Origin of the sequence: Streptomyces sp. NPDC006335, from assembly GCF_040612795.1 — a bacterium.
GTDB lineage: Bacteria > Actinomycetota > Actinomycetes > Streptomycetales > Streptomycetaceae > Streptomyces.
In genome coordinates this window covers 119,934-141,530 of sequence record NZ_JBEXQX010000012.1, presented here as the reverse complement: position 1 = coordinate 141,530, position 21,597 = coordinate 119,934, and the positions used below count along the sequence as shown (strand labels likewise).

General features: G+C 69.7%; 17 protein-coding genes and 1 pseudogene. 13 read left to right on the top strand and 5 right to left on the bottom strand.

Going from position 1 to position 21,597, the window contains the following annotated elements:
* Positions 1 to 140 precede the first annotated feature (140 nt).
* Positions 141 to 278, top strand: a pseudogene (locus ABZ098_RS29580) (hydroxylase); the annotation flags it as partial.
* Positions 279 to 326: 48 nt separating this feature from the next.
* Here ABZ098_RS29580 and paaZ read toward each other — a convergent pair.
* Both paaZ and ABZ098_RS29570 read right to left on the bottom strand, forming a co-directional pair.
* On the bottom strand, positions 327 to 1,880 hold the full coding sequence (gene paaZ / locus ABZ098_RS29575; protein WP_356596268.1) for a phenylacetic acid degradation bifunctional protein PaaZ: 1,554 nt from the start codon (positions 1,878 to 1,880) through the stop codon (positions 327 to 329).
* Between the two features lie 71 nt (positions 1,881 to 1,951).
* Entirely contained in the window at positions 1,952 to 2,812 is an 861-nt protein-coding gene (locus ABZ098_RS29570) for a VOC family protein (protein WP_356596266.1), read from the bottom strand.
* An 81-nt stretch (positions 2,813 to 2,893) separates the two neighbouring features.
* On the opposite strand from ABZ098_RS29570, the gene ABZ098_RS29565 reads away from it, so the two are divergent.
* The 12 genes from ABZ098_RS29565 (at position 2,894) to ABZ098_RS29510 (ending at position 14,348) form a co-directional block, all read left to right on the top strand.
* Positions 2,894 to 3,484, top strand: a complete 591-nt coding sequence (locus ABZ098_RS29565) for a carboxymuconolactone decarboxylase family protein (protein WP_356596264.1) — start codon at positions 2,894 to 2,896, stop codon at positions 3,482 to 3,484.
* Positions 3,481 to 4,329: a fumarylacetoacetate hydrolase family protein gene (locus tag ABZ098_RS29560; protein ID WP_307079861.1), complete on the top strand. Its 849-nt coding sequence runs from the start codon at positions 3,481 to 3,483 to the stop codon at positions 4,327 to 4,329. Before ABZ098_RS29565 ends, ABZ098_RS29560 begins: the two co-directional genes overlap by 4 nt.
* Before the next feature lie 23 nt (positions 4,330 to 4,352).
* Positions 4,353 to 4,895 carry a MarR family transcriptional regulator gene (locus ABZ098_RS29555; protein WP_356596262.1) on the top strand — a complete coding sequence of 181 codons (543 nt, stop codon included), beginning with the start codon at positions 4,353 to 4,355 and terminating at the stop codon, positions 4,893 to 4,895.
* A 123-nt stretch (positions 4,896 to 5,018) separates the two neighbouring features.
* Positions 5,019 to 5,549 carry a cupin domain-containing protein gene (locus ABZ098_RS29550; RefSeq protein ID WP_356094740.1) on the top strand — a complete coding sequence of 177 codons (531 nt, stop codon included), beginning with the start codon at positions 5,019 to 5,021 and terminating at the stop codon, positions 5,547 to 5,549.
* Positions 5,546 to 6,772 carry a cytochrome P450 gene (locus ABZ098_RS29545; protein ID WP_356596260.1) on the top strand — a complete coding sequence of 409 codons (1,227 nt, stop codon included), beginning with the start codon at positions 5,546 to 5,548 and terminating at the stop codon, positions 6,770 to 6,772. The genes ABZ098_RS29550 and ABZ098_RS29545 overlap by 4 nt, the downstream gene beginning before the upstream one ends.
* 100 nt (positions 6,773 to 6,872) lie before the next feature.
* Entirely contained in the window at positions 6,873 to 7,196 is a 324-nt protein-coding gene (locus tag ABZ098_RS29540; RefSeq protein ID WP_142157804.1) for a 2Fe-2S iron-sulfur cluster-binding protein, read from the top strand.
* Positions 7,193 to 8,434 (top strand): FAD-dependent oxidoreductase, encoded by a 1,242-nt coding sequence (locus ABZ098_RS29535; protein ID WP_356596258.1) that lies wholly within the window; start codon positions 7,193 to 7,195, stop codon positions 8,432 to 8,434. The genes ABZ098_RS29540 and ABZ098_RS29535 overlap by 4 nt, the downstream gene beginning before the upstream one ends.
* Complete coding sequence (locus tag ABZ098_RS29530) at positions 8,431 to 9,882, top strand: AMP-binding protein (RefSeq protein WP_356596256.1); 1,452 nt, start codon at positions 8,431 to 8,433, stop codon at positions 9,880 to 9,882. The genes ABZ098_RS29535 and ABZ098_RS29530 overlap by 4 nt, the downstream gene beginning before the upstream one ends.
* 73 nt (positions 9,883 to 9,955) lie before the next feature.
* Complete coding sequence (locus tag ABZ098_RS29525) at positions 9,956 to 11,074, top strand: alcohol dehydrogenase catalytic domain-containing protein (protein WP_356596254.1); 1,119 nt, start codon at positions 9,956 to 9,958, stop codon at positions 11,072 to 11,074.
* A gap of 100 nt (positions 11,075 to 11,174) precedes the next feature.
* The gene (locus ABZ098_RS29520) at positions 11,175 to 12,365 is read left to right on the top strand and encodes an acyl-CoA dehydrogenase family protein (protein ID WP_356596252.1); all 1,191 of its coding nucleotides are present in this window, start codon (positions 11,175 to 11,177) and stop codon (positions 12,363 to 12,365) included.
* Complete coding sequence (locus ABZ098_RS29515) at positions 12,362 to 13,255, top strand: 3-hydroxybutyryl-CoA dehydrogenase (RefSeq protein WP_356596250.1); 894 nt, start codon at positions 12,362 to 12,364, stop codon at positions 13,253 to 13,255. The genes ABZ098_RS29520 and ABZ098_RS29515 overlap by 4 nt, the downstream gene beginning before the upstream one ends.
* Before the next feature lie 4 nt (positions 13,256 to 13,259).
* The gene (locus tag ABZ098_RS29510; RefSeq protein ID WP_356596248.1) at positions 13,260 to 14,348 is read left to right on the top strand and encodes an S-(hydroxymethyl)mycothiol dehydrogenase; all 1,089 of its coding nucleotides are present in this window, start codon (positions 13,260 to 13,262) and stop codon (positions 14,346 to 14,348) included.
* A gap of 1,314 nt (positions 14,349 to 15,662) precedes the next feature.
* On the opposite strand, the gene ABZ098_RS29505 is transcribed toward ABZ098_RS29510, so the two are convergent.
* From ABZ098_RS29505 to ABZ098_RS29495, 3 genes are all read right to left on the bottom strand, one after another.
* Positions 15,663 to 19,388 carry an AAA domain-containing protein gene (locus ABZ098_RS29505; RefSeq protein ID WP_356596246.1) on the bottom strand — a complete coding sequence of 1,242 codons (3,726 nt, stop codon included), beginning with the start codon at positions 19,386 to 19,388 and terminating at the stop codon, positions 15,663 to 15,665.
* Positions 19,385 to 19,801 (bottom strand): hypothetical protein, encoded by a 417-nt coding sequence (locus ABZ098_RS29500; RefSeq protein ID WP_356596244.1) that lies wholly within the window; start codon positions 19,799 to 19,801, stop codon positions 19,385 to 19,387. The genes ABZ098_RS29505 and ABZ098_RS29500 overlap by 4 nt, the downstream gene beginning before the upstream one ends.
* Before the next feature lie 181 nt (positions 19,802 to 19,982).
* Positions 19,983 to 21,470, bottom strand: a complete 1,488-nt coding sequence (locus ABZ098_RS29495; RefSeq protein WP_356596242.1) for a hypothetical protein — start codon at positions 21,468 to 21,470, stop codon at positions 19,983 to 19,985.
* Positions 21,471 to 21,597 lie beyond the last annotated feature (127 nt).

Below are 21,597 nucleotides of genomic sequence, written 5' to 3'. Positions count from 1 at the left end.
TGCGAGGCAGACATGCACATCATCCCGGGCCGACACCTGCCGCAAGCGCCCAGCCCACCCTGCCGCGCACGCGCACCCGTGGCCGTTCGACGCCCAGGATTGGTGGACACTCCGGGAAGAGGAGCCACCAGGCCAGCGCCTTCGAAACCCATGTCGAGGGCGTCGCACGGAGATACGACGACACCGTGCCCGAGGAGTGGTACGCCGCGCCCGCGTTCGGTTTCACCAACCCGTACGTGATGATCGGCGCCCACGACGACGTGCCCGTGCCGCCGGGGCCGCTGACGGTCACACCGCACGGGCCACTCGCGCCGACGACACCGCAGTCAGTTGGTACGCAAGGTGTCGAGGAGTCGGGGCGATGCCTGGAGTGCCGTGCGCTGCATCAGGTCGAGGACTCCTCGGATGCCTGCCATCTCCGATCCCCCGCCGGCCCGGCCGGGGCCCCCGTGTCGCAGGGCGGGGAGCGGTGATCCGTGGCCGGTGGTCTGCGTCATGTTCGCCGAGTCCATGAGGTGCAGCCGGCCGTGCCAGGGGGCCGCCTCCCGTACGAAGGCGGTCGTCCAGGCGAGGTCGTCGCCGACGACCGAGGCGGCGAGGCTGCCCCGGCCGCGCGCCACCAGGTCCATGGCGTGGGCGGTGTCGCGGTAGGCCAGCACGGTCGCGGCCGGTCCGAAGGGCTCCACCTCATGGGGCGCGGCGGCGTCCGGGTCGGCGGAGATGAGGAGGGTGTCCAGGAACGCTCCCCGCTGTGGGTCGGCGTCGACCACCCGCACCTTGTCCGGGTCACCGTGGACGAGGTGTCCGGACTCCGCGATCCGCCGCACCGCGCGGCGTACGTCGTCGCGCTGCGCGAGGCTGACGACCGCCCCCATCCGCACTCCTTCCGCGGCCGGGTTGCCGATGGTCACCCCGGCGAGCTCGGACACGACGGCGTCGAGCGCGGCTGCCTCGTGCTCCCGTGGGACGAGGACGCGGCGGATCGCGGTGCACTTCTGGCCCGCCTTGACCGTCATCTCGGTCACGACCTCGCGTACGAACGCCTCGAAGAGCGGCGTTCCGGGCGTGACGTCCGGGCCCAGCACGATGGCGTTGACGGAGTCGGCCTCCGCGTTGAAGCGTACGGAGCGGGCCACCAGGTTGGGATGTGTGCGCAGCGTCTGTGCGGTGGCGGCCGAGCCGGTGAAGGAGAGGATGTCCTGCTCCCCGAGCAGACCGAGTGCCGGACGCACCGAGCCGACGACCAGCTGCAGGGAGCCGGGCGGCAGGACACCGGCGTCGGTGATGATCCGCACGAGGTGTTCGGTGAGGTAGGCGGTGGGAGTGGCCGGCTTGATCACGCTGGGCAGGCCGGCCAGCAGCGCCTGGGCCAGCTTCTCCAAGGGTGCCCAAACCGGGAAGTTGAAGGCGTTCACCTGAAGCATCAGGCCCGGTGAGGGGGTGACGAGGTGGACGCCGAGGAAGTCCTCGCCCCGGGCGAGGCGTTCGGCGGGGCCTTCGAGAAGGTGGGGCGCGTCCGGCAGTTCGGTGCGTGTCCGGGTCGCGTAGTCGCGCAGGACGCGGATGCCGCCGTCGACGTCGTGGCGGGCGTCCGCCAGGGTGGCTCCGGCGCGGGTCGACAGGGCGTACAACTCCTCGCGGCGTGCGCGGACAGCCGCGGCGACCGCGTCCAGCAGGTCTGCTCGCTGGTGGAAGGTCAGCACCCGGAGTGCCTGGCCGCCGACGCGGCGGGCGTGGTCGAACGCGGCCTCCAGGTCGAGGCCCGTGGAGGAGACGCGGCAGACCAACTCTCCGGTGACGGCGTCGTGCACGTCGGCCGCGGGGGCGTCGGTGGTCGTCGGCGCGGCCCAGGTGTCCTGCAGATAGCTCTCGAGAAGCATGGGATGCGGCCCGCTTTCGTCGGAGGGGTCGGGGGTTGACTGCTGGGAGGGGCGGATTGCCCCGCAGTCCTCTACGGGACCGGGTGGTGACCCCAGATGTCGGCCGTGTACGTACGGCTCACCCAGGTGCTCTCGTCGACCTGTACGCCGCCCGCGCCGATCTCGATGCCGAAGCCGGCCGGTGAGGTCATGTAGAAGGAGAACATCCCGTCGTTGGCGTGCTTGCCCAGCGTGGCCATGAGTTCGACGTCGTGTTCGCGCGTCCGGTCCAGGGCGCGGCCGACCTCTTCCGGGGTGGTCACCTCGCACAGGATGTGGTGGGTGCCCTCGTTCTTGTACGAGCGGATGAAGGCGATGCTGTGGTGCCGGGGGTTGCAGCCGAGGAAGTAGAACGTGCCCCAGGGGTAGTCGGCGGTGTCGCTGAGCCGGAAGCCCAGGACATCGCAGTAGAAGTCCACCGCCTCCTGGACGTGGGGCGTCTTCATCACCACGTGCCCGAGTCCCTGCTCGCCGGTCACGAAGTCGACGCCCAGCGGTGACACGAACTGGCTCGGGGCGAGACGACGGCCGCAGAACAGCTCGGTGCGGATACCGAGGGGGCCACCGAAGTGCACCATGCGGGTCACCTGCCGGTCTCGGCACTCCTCCTCGGTGCCAGCCGTCACGTCGACGCCGGACTCCTTGAGGCGCACCGTCATCTCGTCGATCGCCGCCCCGTCACGGACCTCCCAGCCGATGACCGTGACGCCACCGGTCTCCGCCTCCGTCAGCCACATGCGGAACGGATGCTGGTCCATCCGCAGGCGATGGCGCACGGGCCCGCCAGGGTCCCCGGGCTCGACCGCGAGACCTATCACCATGCGGGCGTACTCCGCCCACGCTGTCGGATCGGGCGTGCCGATCCCCACGTAACCAAGGCTCTGGATCGTCATGCCGAGGACGATATTTGTTAGACCCTTGACGGTCAAGGCTCTGACGAATACCTTGCCGTCATCGAGCCGAGGAGGACTCCGATGCCGGAGAAACCCCGCCTGCAGCCCGTCGACGAGACCGACCTGCAGGAGAAGACACTGGCGTCGCTGGCGCCGTACCGCGACCAGGACGGCCGGATCCACACGATCTGGGCGACCCTGGCCCACCACGAGGACGCACTGCGCCGTTACCTCGTCTTCAGCAACCATGTGCTGGGCAAGAACACCCTGCCACTGCCGTCCCGGGAGCTGATGATCCTACGGATCGCCGCCCGGGCGCAGGCGGCCTACGAGTGGGACCAGCACGTGCGTATCGCCCGCCGGGCCGGCCTGTCCGACGAGACGATCCTGGCGGCCGCGACCGGCGCGTGGGACGGACTCGGCGACCTCGACCGGGTGCTGCTCACCGCCACCGACTCGCTCGTCGACCGGCAGGGCGTGGACGACGAGCTGTGGAACCGGCTGACGGACCACCTGAGTACCGAGCAGGTCATCGACGTCCTCTACACCGTCGGCCAGTACCTGACCATCGCCACCATCATCAACACGCTCGGCGTCCAGGTCGAGGGCGACCTCACCCTGCCCCTCCCCCACCCCGCCGACCAGGCCGTTCAGAAGGAAGTGCCCGCATGAAGCTCGCCAATCTCGCCGGCCGCCCCGTCGTCGTACGCGACGACCGTGCCCTCGACATCGCCGACGCGAGCAAGGGGGCGATCGAGCCGCGCCTGGAGGTGCTGGCCGACCTGTCCCTCCAGGACGAGCTGCGCACCCTCGCCGAGCGGGCCGCGGAGGCGGACTGGCGGGAGTTCGACCCGCGCGAACTGGGCCGGGTCGCCAAGCCGTACAAGGCCATCGGGGTCGCCCTCAACTACCGGGCGCACGCCGAGGAGTCGAATCTCCCGGTCCCCGACGAGCCGTCGGTGTTCGCCAAGTTCGCGTCGTCCGTGGTCGGCCCCTACGACGCGATCGTCGTGGAGCCGCAGTACGACAAGGTCGACTACGAGGCCGAACTGGTGGTCGTCATGGGCCGCACCGGCAAGAACATCCCCGAGGCCGATGCCTGGTCGTACGTGGCGGGCGTGACCGCCGGCCAGGACATCAGCGACCGCAAGGAGCAGTGGCGCAAGCCGATCAACCAGTTCACGCTGCCGAAGTCGTACGACACCTTCAGCCCGATCGGCCCCTACCTGGTGACCCTTGATGAGTTCGAGGACCCGGACGACATCGAGGTGGCCGGCTGGGTCGACGACCTCGAGGTGCAGCGCGGCCGCACCTCCGACCTCATCTTCAGCGTGCCCGAACTGATCGCCTGGCTGTCGAAGCGGGTGACGTTCGAGCCGGGCGACCTGATCTTCACCGGCACCCCGGCCGGCTGCGGAGTCCGCCGTACACCCCGCCTCTACCTCACCGAGGGCAAGGTCCTGCGGACCGAGGTCACCGGCGTCGGCACTATGGTCAACCCGGTCATCGCCGGTTGAAATCGAACGGAAGGCGCGAGATCGTGACGGACACCGTGCGCGAACCGGGCACCACGGGCCCCAGCCGAACCCGGGAGTTCTCCGAACTCCTGCGCCACCACCATCGTGAGCTGGGCACCACCGACCCGCGGGACCTCGACGCGATCGAGATGGTCACCGACCTCACCCGCCTCGAGGCCCGGCTGACCAAGGACTTCGAGAAGCACGTCCACCGGCCGCTCGGCCTGACCTGGGCGGGCTTCCGGATCCTGAACGCCCTGTGGATCTACGGCCCGCTCGGCCAACAGGACATCGGCCGGGTCTCGGGGTCCACCCGCGCCAGCATCTCGAGCGCGCTGGCGACCCTGGAGAACCGTGGCCTGGTCACGCGTGAACGCGTCGAGACCGACCGCCGTCAGCTGTTCGTCGAGCTCACCCCGGAGGGCCAGGAGACACTGCGGCTCGCGATCCAGGCGCAGACCAAGCGCGAGCGGGCGTGGACCGCCGTACTCCGCGACGATCAGCTCAGTGAACTGGTCCACCTGCTGCGTACGCTGGTCAACCAGGAGACCCCGCCCGCGGAGTGACCGGGCCCGGGGAACCGGCCCACCGACTCGTGCTCGGAGCCGCCGGACCGCACTCGTCGAGATCAGTAAGAACTTTTACCGTCAAGCGTCTAACAGTAGGTTGGTTTCTCAAGGGAGAGAATCATGGTCCGTCGAGTCGTCACCGGTGTCAGCCCGAGCGGCAAGCCCGTGATCGTCAGTGACGGCGAGCCGCCGCGCACCCGCCAGTTCACCCACACCCCCGGCTTCGCCCGGTCCCTGGTGTGGAACACGGCCGCACCCGCCGTCCCGTCGGCCGACCCGACGGCGTCCCTGAAGTCCTTCGTGCCCGCTCCGGGCGAGACCGTCGCGCTGACCGTCACCTTCCCGCCGGCCAGTGTCTACGCCGACCCGAGCTGGGACCCCGCAGCCGCGGCCGCCGAGCAGCTGGAGGCCAGTCCCGGCCTCGCCGAGCTTTTCGAGCCCGACAACCCCGGCATGCACACCACGCCCACGGTCGACTACGGCGTCGTCCTGAGCGGTGAGATCGTCCTCGACCTCGACGGCGGCGAGACCGCGGTGCTGAAGCCCGGTGACCTCATCGTGCAGAACGCCACCCGGCACGCCTGGCGCAACCTCGGCGAGGAGCCCGCCACGGTGTTCTTCGTCCTGATGGGCGCGGGAGGCACCTCATGAGCGCCCTGACGACCGCGGCGCCCGGCGCGCCCGTCGTCGAGCTCGATCTCGCCGAGCTGCGCCGCGACCCCTACCCCGCCTACGCCGAGCTGCGCCGCACCGCCCCGCTCGCCTGGGTCCCCTCCGTGGGGCGGCACCTGCTCACCCGGTACGACGACATAGTCCACGCCGAGAAGCTGCCCGAGGTCTTCAGCTCCCGCGAGGAGGGCTCGCTGCTGCTGCGCACGGTCGGCCCCAACATGCTCCGCGAGGACGACCCGGACCACCGGCGTCTGCGGGCCGCGGCCGAGCCGCCCACCCGACCCCGCCAGGTCCGCGACCAGTGGGCCGCCGCCTTCGAGCGCACCGCGCACAAGCTGCTCGACCGGATCGCCGGCCGCGGCGAGGGCGACCTCATACGCGACTTCGCCGAGCCGCTCGTCGCCGCCAACCTGGCCCTGGTACTGGGGCTGCGCAACGCGAGCGCCGACGACATCGCCGACTGGTCGCGGGCGATGATGGACGGCAACAGCAACTACGCAGACGACCCCGACATCTGGCTCCGCGCCGAGCGCGCGACCCGGGCCATCGAGGAAGCGGTGGCCGAGATGGCGGAGGTCACACGCCGCGAGCCCGACGGCTCGGTGATCTCCTCCATGGTCCACGCGGCTGACCCGGTGGAACTCGCCGAGATCCAGAACAACGTCAAGGTCATCATCGGCGGAGGCGTCAACGAGCCGCGCGACGTGTTCGGCGTGGGCGCCTGGGCGCTGCTTCAACGGCCCGACGCTCTGGACCGGGCACTCAAGGACCCATCGGCCTGGAAGCGGGTCTTCGAGGAGACCGCCCGCTGGATCTCGCCGATCGGCATGTATCCCCGCCAGCTCACCCAGGACTACGAGATAGCCGGCGTCACCCTGCCCGCGGGCAGCCGTGTCGCCCTCGTCATCGCCTCGGGCAACCGCGACGAGTCGGTCTTCGAGCGGGCCGACGAGTTCGATCTCGACCGCCCGCACCGCCCCCACCTCGCCTTCGGCGGCGGACCGCACTTCTGCATGGGCGCATGGGTCGCGCGCCACGAGGTCAGCGCCATCGCCTGGCCCCTCGTCTTCAGCCGTCTGAAGGGACTCCGCCTCGACGACGGCGCGACAGCATCCGGCAGCGGCTCCGCCGCGGGCAGCCTGGACGGCTGGGTCTTCCGCGGGCTCACCTCGCTCGACGTCACCTGGCAAGCAACCGCCTGACAGCCACACCCAGCACCCTGGGCGACCCAACTGCACGAATGGCTCGATCGACCGATCAAGAAGGTAGAGCCGCCTGAGCCGTCCCCATCGGGAGGACTTCATGCCCACCGTCATCTTCCAGCTGCCCGACGGGACCGAACGCAAAGTCATTGCCGCGTCGGGGACCGTGCTCATGCAGGCGGCCGTCTCAGGCGGCGTCGAAGGCATCGTCGCCGAGTGCGGCGGCAACGCCTCCTGCGCCACCTGCCACGTCTACGTCGACTCGGAACAGGCCGAGCTGGTAGGCCCGCCGAACGACGTCGAGGACGAGATGCTGGACTTCACCGCCGCCGAACGCCGGCCCACCAGCCGGCTCAGCTGCCAGATCCACCTCTCCGACGCCCTCGACGGCCTGGTCGTCCACGTACCCGAGGAGCAGGTATGACGAGCACGGCGGGCGTGGTCGTCGTCGGCGGCGGGCAGGCCGCGTTCAGCGTCGTGTCGACACTGCGCGCATCCGGCTACGACGCTCCGGTCACCGTGTTCGCCGCCGAGCCCCATCTGCCTTACCAGCGGCCGCCGTTGTCGAAGGCGGCCCACACCGAGCCGGAGGGTCTCCGCGTCGAGCTGGTGCCGGAGTCCTTCTACCGCGAGCGGAACATCGACCTGCGGCTCGGGGACGACGTGGTCGCCCTCGACACCGCCGCCGCCACGGTCGTCTCCCGCACCGGGGCCCGCGTTCCCTACGCCCATCTCGTGCTGGCGACCGGCGCCCGCAACCGTCCGCTGCCCGTCCCCGGCGCCGAGCTGGACGGCGTCCACGCCCTGCGCTCGCTCGACGACGCCCTGACCATCGGCCGGGCACTGACGACGGCCCGTGACGTGGTCGTCGTGGGCGGCGGGTTCATCGGCCTCGAGCTGGCCCGGGTCGCGCTGGCCCGCGGCGCACGGGTGACCGTGGTCGAGCTGGCCGATCGGTTGCTGAGCCGGGCCGTGTCACGGGAGATGGAGCTCCCTCTGCGGGAACGGCACGAGCATGCCGGTGTCCGGGTCCTGACCGGGACGGGCGTACGAGCCCTGGAGGGGTCGGGCCGGGTGGAGCGGGTCGTCACGGACCGCGAGCTCCTGCCCGCCGACCTCGTCGTCTACGGCATCGGCGCCATTCCTCGCGACGACCTGGCACGAGAGGCCGGACTGGCCGTGGACGACGGCGTGGTCGTGGACGAGCAGCTGCGCTCGGTCACCGATCCCCGGATCTCCGCCGTCGGTGACTGCGCCCGCCATCCGCATCCGCACGCGGAGGGGCCGGTCCGGCTGGAGTCGGTGCAGAACGCCATCGACCAGGGGACGCTGGTCGGCCGACGCATCGCCGGCTCGCCCGCCTCGTACGAGAGTCTGCCGTGGTTCTGGAGCGACCAGGGCGACCTCAAGTTGCAGATCGCTGGGCTGCGTTCCCCTGCCGACGAGGTGCGCCTCGTGCCCGGCGACTCCCAGGAGCGGCTGGCCGGGTACGCCTTCCGCGACGGTCTGCTGGTGGCCGTGGAGACTTTGAACTGGCCCGCGGAACATCTGGCGGCACGCCGGTTGCTGGAGCGTCGGACGCCGGTCTTGGCCGGCGACCTGGCGGGGACGACTCTCGGCGCTCTCGCCCGGGCCAGACGCGCGGCGGAGGTGAGGGCATGACGAGCACCTTCGGCGCCCACCTCCTCACCACCGCGGTCGAGGCCGGGTCCCGGACCGCCCTCGTCTTCGAGGACCGGACCTGGACCTATGCCGAACTGGACCTGGCCGTACGGCGGACCGCGGCCCGCCTCGACAAGTACGGGGTGCGCAAGGGCGATCGCGTGGTGATGCAGGGCGCGGCCCGGCCCGAGGCCCTGATCACGCTGTTCGCGGTGACGCGGATGGGGGCGGTGCTCGTGCCGCTCCATCCGCAGGTGACCGAGGGCGAGCTCACCGTCGTCTGCGAGGAAACCGCGCCGCGTGCGGTGGTGGGCGGCGCCGGATTCCCGGACGGGACGGGCATCCGCCTGACGTGGGACGACCTGCACGTCGACGACGAGCCGTCCGCGCCCGTCGCCGGAGAGCCCCCGACCGGCTCGGACATCGCGATCATCGCTTTCACGTCCGGCACCTCGGGCCGTCCCAAGGGCGTCGCGCTGACCCACGACAACCTGCACTGGAGCATGGTGGGCGGCCTGTCGCGGCTGCCCGTCGACGAGGACGACACCGCCCTCGTCTCCACGCCGCTGGCCCACGTCGCCGTGCTCGGCGGGCTCCCGCAGTACACCTGGGCGCGGCGCGGGACGGTGATCCTGGCCCCGCGCTTCGACCCGGACCTGTTCATCGACCTGGTCCTCGACCACAAGGTCACCTGTGCCTTCGCCGTGCCGGCCATGTCCGCCCTGCTGGCCCGCCACCCCCGCTTCGGCAGCGGCGACCTGGACACCCTGCGGTGGATCCTGTCCGGCGGGTCACCGGCCCAGACCGCCACCCGCGAGCAGTTCCGGGCGCGCGGGATCGGTGTGGTCAACTCCTACGGGCTGACGGAGACCGCGGCCGGGGTGACGTACTCCGCGCCCGACGAGACGGCTGACTCCACCGGTTCGCCGGCCCCCGACGTCGAGTTGAGGGTCGTGGACGCTACCGGGTCGCCCGCGCTGGCCGGTTCCTCCGGTGAGATCTGGGTGCGGGGGCCGTCGGTGGCGGACGCGTACTGGACCGCCGCCGGAACGGTGCCCGTGACCGACCGGGAGGGCTGGTTCCACACCGGGGACCGCGGACGGTTTGACGCGGAGGGCCGCCTCTCGGTCGTCGGCCGGCTCAAGGACACCATCATCACCGGCGGGGAGAACGTCGATCCCGCCGAGGTCGAGAACGCCCTCGCCGACTTCCCCGGTGTCGTCGAGGTAGCCGTGTCCGGGGCGCCGGACCCGGTCTGGGGCGAGGTCGTGACCGCCTTCCTCGTCACCGACTCCGGTACGCCGACCCTGGACGACATCCGCGGTCACCTCGACGGCCGGCTCGCCCGGCACAAGTGGCCCCGGCGCCTGTGCGTCGTACCCGCACTGCCCCGCGGGGCCACCGGAAAGCTGCAGCGCGCGCGGCTGACGACGCTGCTGGACAACTGACCCACCCTCCACACCTCCCAGAGACCGCGCCGCAGTGGGCGCCGTCTCCCCCAGCCATACCCGAGGAGACGCCATGAGTGCGACCATGCGAGCCGCGCGGATGCACGCCGTCGGCGAGCCGATGAGGATCGAGGAACTCCCCGTTCCCGAGCCCGGCCCCGGTGACGTCCGCGTGGCCGTCCACGCCGTCAACATCGTTCCGAACCTGGCCAACATCCTGAACATGTGGACGACCTGGTTCCCGCACAGCCCGCTGCCGACCCTGCCGGCGATCTTCGGACTGGACCCGGCGGGCGTGGTCGAGGCCGTGGGTGAGGGCGTCCAGGCGTTCAAGCCGGGCGACCGGGTGTACGTCAACCCGGGCCGTTCCTGCGGATCGTGCCGGTCCTGTCGCAACAACGACTCGATCAACTGCGCCAGCTACGCCTTCGCCGGATATTTCGGCTTCTCACCGACCGCGCTCGACCTGCTCGACCGCTACCAGGGCGGCCTCGCCGAGTACATGGTGGCGCCCGCCTACAGCCTGGTGAAGCTGCCGGACGCACTGTCGTTCAACGCCGCCGCCCGCTTCGGCTACCTCGGCACCATGTACTCCGCTCTCCGCAAGGCCGGGGCAGGCCCGGGCAAGACGATTCTGATCAACGGCATCAGCGGCACCCTGGGCATCGGCGCCGCGCTCCTCGCCCCCGCCCTCGGCCTGACCCACGTATACGGCACCGGCCGCGACAAGGACCTGCTCGACCAGGTCGGCAAGCTGGCGAACGGCCGGCTGAACCTGCACTCCCTCGACGACGGCCCGGTCGACGAGTGGATCCACGAGCAGACCGACGGCTACGGCGTCGACATCTACATCGACGCGCTCGGCCCCGGCGCCCCGCACGAGACCTTCCGGGCCGGCATGCGGGCGATGGCGCGCGGCGGCATCGCGGTGAACATCGGCGCCGTCGCCGGTGACCTGCCCATCGACATCCACCGGATGATGGACCAGCAGCTGCGGCTGATCGGCTCGGCGTGGTTCACCTCCGGCGAGGGGCAGGCCATGGCCGACATGGTCGAGGGGGGCCTGCTGGATCTCGGCCCGCTGGAACACCAGGTGTTCCCACTGGAGCAGGTCAACGACGCCATCGGCGGAATCGCCCAGCGCAACGGCGGCTTCAGCAACTTCATCATCAGCCCGACCCTCACCGCGTGAGCGACGTGACGATCTGACGGCCATTTTTCTGACCGGGGGCCGTCGGTCCTCCCCTGACCGGCGGCCTCTCTTCTCCCCCCTCCCGATCCCTGGAGACCTGATGCACACCCCACACTCCCCGCGCCCGGCCGACCCCCTCGACCTGCTGGAACTCGACAGCCTGCTGACGCCGGACGAGCGCGCCGTACGCGACGCCGTACGCACCTTCTGCGACCGGCGCGTCGAACCGCACATCGCCGAGTGGTTCGAACAGGGCGAGATCAAGGACATCCGCGGCCTCACCAAGGAACTCGGCGAACTCGGCCTGCTGGGCATGCACTTGGAGGGCTACGGCTGCGCGGGGATGAGCGCCGTCGACTACGGCCTGGCCTGTCTCGAACTGGAGGCCACCGACTCCGGACTGCGTTCCCTGGTGTCGGTCCAGGGCTCGCTGGCCATGTACGCGATCCACGCCTTCGGCTCGGAGGAGCAGAAGGAGGAGTGGCTGCCGCGCCTCGCGGCGGGCACCGCCATCGGCTGCTTCGGCCTCACCGAGCCCGACTCCGGCTCCGACCCCGGCAGCATGCGCACCACCGCCCGCCGAGACGGCGACGACTGGATCCTCGACGGGCGCAAGATGTGGATCACCAACGGCTCGGTCGCCGACGTGGCCGTCGTCTGGGCCCGCACCGAGGACGGCGTACGCGGCTTCGTCGTCCCCACCGACACCCCCGGCTTCTCGGCACCCGCCATCAAGCACAAGATGTCACTGAGGGCCTCGGTGACCAGCGAGCTCGTGCTCGACTCGATACGACTGCCCGGATCCGCCGTGCTGCCTGCCGTACGAGGACTGCGCGGGCCGCTGTCCTGCCTCAACGAGGCGCGGTACGGCATCGCCTGGGGCGCGATGGGCGCCGCACGGTCCTCCTTCCGGGCGGCGCTGGCCTACGCGGGCGACCGGGTCCAGTTCGGCCGCCCGATCAGCTCCTTCCAGCTGACCCAGGCCAAACTGGCCGACATGGCGCTGGAGTTGGCCAAGGGCACGCTCCTGGCCTTCCACCTGGGCCGCACCAAGGACGACCGAGGCCTGCGCCCCGAACAGGTCAGCTACGGCAAGCTCAACAACACCCGCGCCGCCCTGGAGATCTGCCGCACCGCCCGCACCGTCCTGGGCGCCAACGGCATCTCACTGGAGTACCCGGTCATCCGGCACGCCAACAACCTGGAGTCGATCCTCACCTACGAGGGCACCGTCGAGATGCACACCCTCATGATCGGCCAGGCGCTGACGGGGCAGGCGGCATTCCGGTGAGCGGTGCGCCGGGCACCGGCATCCGTCGGGTCGGTGTCATCGGCTGCGGTCTGATGGGCGCGGGCATCGCCGAAGTGTGCGCCCGGGCCGGGCTGGACGTGGTGGTCCACGAGGTGAGTCGGGGCGCGGCCGATATCGGACGGGTCCGGATCACCGCCTCGCTCGACCGGGGCGTACGGCGCGGCAAGCTCACCGGCGAGGAACGCGACGTTGCACTCGCCCGGGTCCGGGTCACCCCCGACCTCACCGAGTTGGCCGACCGGGACCTGCTGGTGGAGGCGGCGACAGAGGATGAGAAGACCAAGGTCGAACTGTTCGCCGAGCTCGACCGGGTCGTCACCCGCGAGGACGCGCTGCTCGCGTCGAACACCTCCTCCCTCCCCATCATGAAACTGGGCATGGCCACCACCCGCCCGCACCAGGTGATCGGGGTGCACTTCTTCAACCCGGTCCCGGTACTCGGCCTGGTGGAGATCGTGCCGTCCCTGCTGACGAGTACTCACACCCGACATCGCGCGGAGCAGTTCGTCACCGACGTGCTCGGCAAGCAGGTGATCCGCTCCCAGGACCGGGCCGGGTTCGTGGTGAACGCCCTCCTGGTGCCGTACCTGCTCTCCGCGATCCGCATGCTGGAGTCCGGCTTCGCCTCCGCGGAGGACATCGACAACGGCATGGTCCTCGGCTGCGCCCACCCCCTGGGCCCGCTGAGACTGGCCGACCTGATCGGCCTGGACACCCTCGCCGCGATCGCCGACGCGATGTACGCCGACTTCAAGGAACCGCTGCACGCCGCGCCTCCGCTGCTGCTGCGCATGGTGGAGGCCGGACTGCTGGGCCGGAAGTCCGGGCGCGGCTTCCACGACTACTCGGAATCGAAGAAGGGCGACTGACCCCATGGCGCAGCAAGTACGCGGCGTGATCGCACCGGGCAAGGGCGAGCCGGTGCGGGTGGAGACGATCGTCGTGCCCGACCCAGGGCCCGGGGAGGCGGTCGTACGCATCCAGGCGTGCGGGGTATGTCATACCGACCTGCACTACCAACAGGGCGGGATCAGCGACGAGTTCCCCTTCCTGCTCGGCCATGAGGCGGCGGGCGTCGTGGAGTCGGTCGGCGAGGGCGTCACCGATGTGGCGCCCGGAGACTTCGTGATCCTCAACTGGCGTGCCGTGTGCGGGCAGTGCCGCGCCTGTCTGCGGGGGCGCCCGTGGTTCTGCTTCGACACCCGCAACGCCGAGCAGAGGATGACCCTCGCGGGCAGCGGCCGGGAGCTGTCTCCGGCCCTCGGTATCGGTGCCTTCGCCGAGAAGACCCTGGTCGCCGCCGGGCAGTGCACCAAGGTCGACCCGGCGGTCGCCCCGCAGGTGGCCGGACTCCTTGGCTGCGGCGTGATGGCCGGCATCGGTGCCGCCATCAACACCGGCGGCGTCGGCCGCGGTGACAGCGTCGCCGTCATCGGCTGCGGGGGTGTCGGCGCCGCGGCGATCGTCGGCTCACACCTGGCGGGTGCGGCGAAGATCATCGCGATCGACATCGACGAGCGGAAACTGGAGACGGCCCGCACCATGGGCGCCACCCATACCGTCAACGCCAAGGAGATCGACCCCGTCGAGGCGACCCGTGAGCTGACGGGCGGCTTCGGCGCCGACGTGGTCATCGAGGCCGTGGGCCGCCCGGAGACGTACAAGCAGGCGTTCTACGCACGCGACCTCGCCGGCACCGTCGTCCTCGTCGGCGTCCCCACGCCCGAGATGAAGCTCGAACTACCGCTGCTGGACATCTTCGGTCGCGGCGGAGCGCTCAAGTCCTCCTGGTACGGCGACTGCCTGCCCTCCCGCGACTTCCCCCTGCTCATAGACCTGCACCTGCAAGGCCGCCTACCGCTGGAGAAGTTCGTCACCGAGACCATCCAACTGCACGAGGTGGAGGCTGCGTTCCAGCGGATGCATCACGGCGACGTGCTGCGCTCGGTGGTGGTGCTGTGACGATGGGGCTCTGCCGGGGGCCACCCCAGGACGACCCCAGCGCGGGAGCGCCATCCCAGCACCCGAAGGCTCAGACACCCCTCGGCACTCCTATGCGGCTTGCCCGCCGGCGCCCGCGCTTGTCTTCTCCGAGAGCTGGGCGCCATGTCGAGGGGCACGGCCCGCACGCCGGGTCGGTGAACATCGGCGTGTACAGCGCGTCTCAGGGCCGGGTGAACGGGCTGTGCAGGTGCGGCGTCGCCAGCAGGGCCGCCGCGGCGGCGGGATCGTTCCAGCCAGTCGACGCGTGGCTGGCGGGCCAGGGCTGGGTCGGACTCTCCCCACTAGCTGGCTCTGGGCCCGCGAGAGCTGAAGTTCTGAGGCATAACAGCGCTCCGGGCCGCCCGATAGTTGTCAAGTCAAATGAGATGTTTGGTGCTATGAACCTTGCGGTTCGGGTTCCCTGGCCGGGTCGTTGATCCAGACTTGGCCCGGCATCTCGGGGGTCTCGGTCGGCGGGCGAGGCGTTCGGGGTGGCGTTTCGTACGCCTCGGCGAGAGCGACGGCCCGCCGATCTCGGACCTCCTCGTCGGTGCCGAAGTGGACGGAGGCGGGGACGTGCAGACCGATCCCGAGGGCCTGTGGTCGTGGTTGTAGTGGGTGGTGAACGCGTCGATCCACTCCCGGGCATGGGCCAGCGAATCGAGCCGTTCTGGGTAGTCGGCGGCGTACAAACCCAGTGGTCCGCGGCAGGAACAGTCAGCGAGACACTCTCGCCAGTGATCACTTTTAACAGGCTCCGCTCCAGGGCGCACCATCGGTGATCGAGTTCAGCCGGAGCGGGTCGGTGAGCAGACATCTCGTACATGTACTTCCGAGTGCATCAGAATCCGAGATGTCTGCTCCAGAACGGCGCTGGAACACATTTGACACCCGGAATGCCCGGATATGCCGCACGGGTAGTGGACGGGGACGACAATACTTACAGCCCGATTCGACCCGGATTCGACCCGAGCGGTTTGTTCAGTGAGTAAACATGGCCTCTGACCTGCGGAAATGTAGAGCGGCAGACGAGTCGGGCTGTACGCCGGGTTCGGTCCGAGACGGCACCCATGCGCCAGCGGCGTCAGTGGAATGCGCCCGAGGACGACCGTCGCGGTGCATCGCGTCGGTCGTGAGCCGACCTTGCGCTTCACGGCTTCGTGGTTGGTGGAGGCCACCAACCACGATTGCCCGGCGGCAACGTAAGTGGCGAGCCCAGGGGGAGCGCCCGTCACCGGGCAGGCTGAAGCGGGGCGTACGGGACGTGACGTGCACCCGCAGGAGCCCCTCGGGTCAGCCGGTGCTGGTGTCGTAGAGCCTCCAGGCCGGGTAGCGCAGGGCCTGGCCATCCCGTTCACCGCTGTCCAGGAGTTCGCGGCGGCGCAGCATCACGCGCAGGTGGCGCGTTTCGTCAACGTCGTCGTCGGGTCCGGAATCGAGCAGGACCGCATGCGGGCTGGCAGCATCGTGGGGCTGCACGAGGAGGTCGACCGAGTGCCCGTTGACGCTTTCGCCGAGCGCCACTGTCGTTCCGGGCTGTGAGGACATGGCCTCGTAGAGGCGCCGGACCAGGTCGTCTGCTTCGCGGTCGTCGGCGCGGGGGCCGCTTGCGGTGGCGGCGTTCAGGAGCTCTGCAGCGACACCGCCCCGCTCTCGCCACAGGTTCATGTCCCCGACCACGATGAGGTGGCTGCGGGCGCGCGTGATGGCGACGTTCCACAGGTTGAGCTGGCGGTGGACCCAGCCGATGGCGCCTGCGTGCATGCCCTCGCCTGCGACGAGGGAGAAGACCATGACGTCGCGTTCGCCGCCCTGGAAGGTGTGCACGGTGCCAACCCGCACACGCTGCTGGTCGTATGGGCGCAGTTGATCGCGGAGGGCGTCGGCTTGCGGCTTGAAGGGCGTGACTACACCAATGGTGGCCTCTGCGGGCAGCTGTTCCAGCAGGGTGCGTACGAAGCTGTCCACCTGTCTGATCTCGTCGTGGTTCACCCAGGAGCTGCCGTACGGGGGCCGGGTAGCTCGTCCGGGCACGTGGGACCAGAAGATCGATCGCCTGGGCAAGGACGGTCGGCCTCGGGTGTCGGTGAGGACCGTCAGGCCCTGCTCGTAGAAGAGTTCGTTGGACACGGCGGCGATGTCCGGGTGGCAGCGGAAGTGCTCGTCGAGGAGAAGAGTGCCTCCGGCGGACCGCTCGGCCGCGTGGAACGCGGAGTGGCGGCGGTAGGCGAGACGGTTTTTCTCCAGCCAGGCGGAGCGCAGGCCGTTGTTGCGGCGGATCAGGACCTCGCGCTCCGGGCCGATCTTCGCGATGTGCGGAAGCTGCATGGCGTCCCCGATGACCAGGGCACGCCTTGCCCGGAACAACAGGGGAAGCACGTGCGGGATGGCGCACTGGCTGGCCTCGTCGATGACGACCAGGTCGAAGAGGGCGGCGCCGGGAGGGAAACGTCGGGCAGACAGGCTGGTGACGGCCCAGCCGGGTGCCGCGGGAAGTACTTCACGGATGGCGGGCCAGTCGCTGCGGTCGCTGTCTCGGGCGCTGAGAAGGTTGAGGATGCGTTGACGGCCGGCGCGGGCGTTGGTCCGCACCGCGCTTTCGAGGAGGGTGCGCGAGGTGTTCTGCACCTCGGCCTCGGCAGTGTCGAGTGTCGTGGCCAGCGCCGCGTCATCGACGGCGACGACCTGTGCGTATCCGTCCTGCCAGGAGACTTGCGCGGCCACGAAGCCGGCGAGAGCAAGGCAGCCTTCCACACGGTCGCCGTCGAAGGTTCCCAGTCCGGTCCTACGGAGGAAGCGGGCGCGGCGCCACGAGCCGAGGAACCGTGCGTGAGCCAGGCGTCGGGCCCGGACTCCCAGCTGGTCCAGACGCTCTGTCTGCGGGAGCTTTTCGATGAGTTCGGGCACGGACAGGGCTAGTTGCTCGGCGTACTGCTCGCGCAGTCCGCCGGCCTGCAGCTGGTCCTTCTCTGTCTTCGTGACGTGGGCGAGGCCTTGGCGGACCCGGTTCAGGTGACTGAGGGCGATGTCGGTGTCCACGGCGGCCGTGGTGACGTTGGGCACGGGTTCCGGCGCTGTGCGCAGGGTGTCCAGGCCTTTCGCCTCGGTCTCGACGTAGTTCCCGGACTTGGCGCGGGCCGAGCCGGTGCGTATGACGCTTCCGGGTACGAGGTTTTCGCAGCGGCGCCAGACTTCGTCCACGGCCTCGTTGTTGTTGGAGGCCACAAGGACGCTCTGGCCGCTGGTGATCGCTGTGGCAACGAGATTGGCCACGAGCTGGCTTTTTCCGGTGCCGGGCGGTCCGGTGGCGACGGTCAGACGCCGGGTCATCGCGGAGCGCAGCACGGCGGCCTGGGCCTCGTTGCAGGGCAGCGGCGTCACCAGCCGTGATGGCTCCGGTTCCGACACGGCCACCGCGCGGGTGCGTTCGGCCGCGTCGGGTGAGAGGGCGGCGAGTGCTGTCGCCTGGATGCGCTCCGGCTTGGCCGCGATGTCGGCGAAGTCGTCGAGGAGCTTCTTCGTGTAGGCGGTGTCGGGGAGTGCCGCGAACAGGAGGGCGGTATTGCGGGCGCCGTGGCTCGGCGTGTGGGTGTCGATCCGATCGGCGAGCTGATCGGGGTGGAGTTCCTGGACGCACGGCAGCTCGAACTCCTCCATGAGGAGTTTGCCCGCTTCGACGGCCATGCGGTCGTGCTGGCCGCGATGCCAGCTGGGCTGGAAGGTGTCGGCGAGCTGTGCGGCCTCTTCCTCTCCGAGCCAGTCCCGGGCCAGCTGCGGGTGCGGCTGGACGGGACCGTAGGGCTTGAGCCGCACCTGGCCGCCTTCGGAGACGATCTCCACGCGGCGGATCAGCAACGGGGCGAACTTCGGGTGCCGCCATGGGCGGCCGCCGCGCGGTCCGGTCACGACCACGGCCGGGTAGCCGGCCCAGAGTTCGGCCTCCTGTTCAGTGGCGGACGCGATCAGGGGGCCGGCCTCTGCCGGGACGGGGATACAGCCGTCGTCGTCGACATCGCCGGACAGAAGGCGCTCCGAGCCGGAGAGGCAGACATAGGAGGAGTCATGGTCGCCCACGGACATCAGCGGTGTATCGGTCTCGTCGGACAGCACGCACTCGCGGTAGTAGTCGAGCAGCCGGGTCCAACTTGGCTGAGACTGCGCGGACTTGCGGGTGCTTCCGAGCTCTGTCTGTCCGGGTGAGGAGACGGGCCGACGGGTGAGTGGCACGAGCAGCGGGGCTGCTCCGAGCGGGCAGTCGGCGAGGACGATGCGGTCATCTACGCCGAACGCAGACTTCACCGGTATCTGGCGGGCTCCCTGTGCCCGCATGCGCCGGTTGACGTAGTGAAAGAGGTCCTCCACGGAAACATCGCCCTTGCCGTCCTTGCTCACCTTGCCTGTGCGCAGGGCCTCGATGACCTCGGCGGTGAAATCGGACGGCCGCACTTCGGCGGTGCTCGCCGTATCGGCGTAGGAGTCCTCACCGGCCCGTGAGGATGACAACACGTAGGTGCCACGGCTGGTCAGCAGGGGCTGCTCGGCCGACTTCGCCACCGACTCGGACTGCCGGTCGGAGGTGCGCAGTCCCACGGCGAAGCCGCCGCTACGGCAGCAGTCGATCATCATGACCTTCTGCGAGGCCCAGCACTGTTCGAGCTGCTCGTTGACGAAGCCTGCGCTCACCGCTGTCTCGGCGATCCGGTCGAAGTCGGTGTCCGTGGCGATGAAGTGGAACTCACCGCCGTCCCGGACGAGTCGAGCGCCGTGCCCGGACACGTACACGAGGGCGAGTTCGTCCTGTTCGCAGGCCTCCAGGAACTCGCTGATGACCTCCCGCATGTCATCGGCGGCCAGGTTGGTCCGGGAGGTGACGGAGACGAAGCCGCCGATGTTGCGGTGCTGCAGGACCTGTTGCATGCCCCAGATGTCAGCCTGCGTGGACGGCAGGGGCGGAAAACGGCCGTCGTCGTAGTACTCATTGCCGATCAACAGAGCACGGCGTCTGACCAGTCGGGTCACTCCCCGCCGCCCTGCGGCCCTCCGGACGGGGCGTCACCCACCTTGTCCAGGAAATCACGGACCACGCGCTCCTGAGCGGCGTCCGGCCGCCCCGTGATCGCGACGGAATGCCCGTCGTAGGTGACCTCGACCTTGCGGTGTCGGTCCCTGGCGCACCACTCCTTGATCGCAGTGATCAGGATTTGTGAGGCGGGCCGGGCAATGGCGGTGGCTGTGGCAGCCCACAACGCGACGTCGCCGACTCCGGCGCCCTTGTGACCAGGCCCGGCGGACTGGCCGGCGTCGGCGAATCCGACGGCCACACCCTCCGCCTCGTGCAGTGCCGCGTACAGATCACGCGTGAGCCGTTCCTGCCGCAGCGCATCCCCACCGGCTGGCACCACGAGCCGCCACCGGAGCCCCCCGTCCTGCATTCACCACTCCTGCTATCGGGCCGTCACGTGGGATGACTCTGGCATGAACGTGCCGCTGGCACAGCTCGACGCCCAGCGGGCAGGGTTGCATTCGGCCACCGGGGAGGGGGCGGAGTTGAAAACGCCGCGGCCTCCCCACTGATCGGCATGATCACCGTTGTGGGGGAAGGCCGGGGCGAGTTCAGCTGGCTGTCTTCTGCACGTTCACTCTGCGAAGGGCGAGGACTGTGCCGTCCTCGTGGATGGAGACCGGCCCACCCCACTCATCGTCCCAGTCGGTGCGGGGCCAGGCTTTCCTTCGCTCGTGGAGGGTGCCGCGCCACGCCGACACCTGCGCTCGCTCCGCCTTGTCGTCGCCGGCTCGTGTGCCCCTGGCCAGGTGACGGAAGAGATCCGCCTTGACTCCGGAGAAGGCCTCCACGTGGTTGCCGTTGAGGCGGAAAACGTGATCGGTACCGGCGAATTCGTCCCCCAGCAGCGTGCGGGTGATGTCCTGGACGCTGCCCGCCGCCGGATGCTCGAAGGCCTCGAAAAACTCTCGGCCCTGCCGCTTCGTCAGGAGCCTTGCGGTGGCCCGGCCCGCTCCGGCAAACGCCATCAGCCCCGCGGCGTCGGTGTGGGCGACGGTCCGCTGGAACCAGGCGAACTGATCAGGCTTCACCTGGCAGCCGGGCTCGGGAGCGAAGTGACGTCCCGCTTCGGCGGGGCGCTCGATCCCCGGGAACTGTTCCAGCTGGCGCGGAGACCGGTCCAAGTCCACCTCGCCGCCGCCTTCATCTCCGCTGAGGCTGAGGCCGGATCCGTGTCCTGGCGCATGCAGCGCATGGACGGTGACCGGCCCGTCCAGGGGGAGCTCGGTGCTGAAAACCAAGCCAGGCGTCCCGTTCCAGGCACCGATGTGGACGCCGTCCACGTACGCCGCGCAGGCAGCAAGCTGCGTGTACGAGACGGACGCCCCGCTGTGGTTGCCCTTGCACGCTATCGGGAAGATCACCGACGGCTGGTCCGGCCGCCACACCTCGGCCAGGTACTGCGGACGGTAGCGGTAGCCGACGCTCACGCTCCTGTTGTCCTTGTTCTCTCTTTCCGCGCTGGTCAGAGCCCATCCTGCGCGCAGGACCGTGTCCGAGTGGAGGATGGATACGTGATGGTGCGGAAAGCGGCTGCGCAGGATGCGTTCGGCGAGCGTGAGGGCGAACGCCTGGCCCAGCTCCTCCGACTGAAGTGTCTTGTAGTGCTTGGCGATGCGTTTGCCCTCCGAGGAGAGCCACAAGAAGGAGCCCTTTCCCGCCTGCAGGGCCTGGATGTACTTCAAGCTGCCCCAGTGCTCGGCGAGCCCGCGAGCCGCGCCGCGCCGGGTGAGCGACAGACCTCGCGCGAGGTGGTGCAGCAACGCGATGTACGGCAGCCGCACAGACGCACCCAGCTCCGAGCTGGGCAGGGCACGTAACCCTTGTTTGCGGCGCAGCTCCGGCGGCGCCTCCTTGCGGGCCCGGCCCTCTCGCTCGGCTTCCTCGGCCTGTTTCTGCTGATTCCGCTGCCGCTTCTTGTCCTCGGCGCGAGCTGCTGTTTCCACGCTCCCGATCAGTGAGTTCTTGGAATCCGCAGCGACCACAACCGAATCCAAAAGACGTTCCAGTATCTGCGCAGCACTCAGAGCGTCATTCACGGCAGCCCCTCCCCCTGAACACCCGGACGTACCTCTTCTTTCATGAGAGTGACGTCAGCCATCCGGCCACGCCAGACGGCATTCAGAGAATGGCCAGAATCACCCGGCCATTGCAGTAGGGAACCTG

Excerpts from the sequence above, each read along its gene's own strand:
- ABZ098_RS29525 (WP_356596254.1), top strand. The coding sequence starts at position 9,956 with ATGAGTGCGACCATGCGAGCCGCGCGGATGCACGCCGTCGGCGAGCCG.
- ABZ098_RS29540 (WP_142157804.1), top strand. The coding sequence starts at position 6,873 with ATGCCCACCGTCATCTTCCAGCTGCCCGACGGGACCGAACGCAAAGTC.
- ABZ098_RS29565 (WP_356596264.1), top strand. The coding sequence starts at position 2,894 with ATGCCGGAGAAACCCCGCCTGCAGCCCGTCGACGAGACCGACCTGCAG.
- ABZ098_RS29570 (WP_356596266.1), bottom strand. The coding sequence starts at position 2,812 with ATGACGATCCAGAGCCTTGGTTACGTGGGGATCGGCACGCCCGATCCG.
- ABZ098_RS29530 (WP_356596256.1), top strand. The coding sequence starts at position 8,431 with ATGACGAGCACCTTCGGCGCCCACCTCCTCACCACCGCGGTCGAGGCC.
- paaZ (WP_356596268.1), bottom strand. The coding sequence starts at position 1,880 with ATGCTTCTCGAGAGCTATCTGCAGGACACCTGGGCCGCGCCGACGACC.
- ABZ098_RS29535 (WP_356596258.1), top strand. The coding sequence starts at position 7,193 with ATGACGAGCACGGCGGGCGTGGTCGTCGTCGGCGGCGGGCAGGCCGCG.
- ABZ098_RS29550 (WP_356094740.1), top strand. The coding sequence starts at position 5,019 with ATGGTCCGTCGAGTCGTCACCGGTGTCAGCCCGAGCGGCAAGCCCGTG.
- ABZ098_RS29545 (WP_356596260.1), top strand. The coding sequence starts at position 5,546 with ATGAGCGCCCTGACGACCGCGGCGCCCGGCGCGCCCGTCGTCGAGCTC.
- ABZ098_RS29560 (WP_307079861.1), top strand. The coding sequence starts at position 3,481 with ATGAAGCTCGCCAATCTCGCCGGCCGCCCCGTCGTCGTACGCGACGAC.
- ABZ098_RS29520 (WP_356596252.1), top strand. The coding sequence starts at position 11,175 with ATGCACACCCCACACTCCCCGCGCCCGGCCGACCCCCTCGACCTGCTG.
- ABZ098_RS29510 (WP_356596248.1), top strand. The coding sequence starts at position 13,260 with ATGGCGCAGCAAGTACGCGGCGTGATCGCACCGGGCAAGGGCGAGCCG.
- ABZ098_RS29500 (WP_356596244.1), bottom strand. The coding sequence starts at position 19,801 with ATGCAGGACGGGGGGCTCCGGTGGCGGCTCGTGGTGCCAGCCGGTGGG.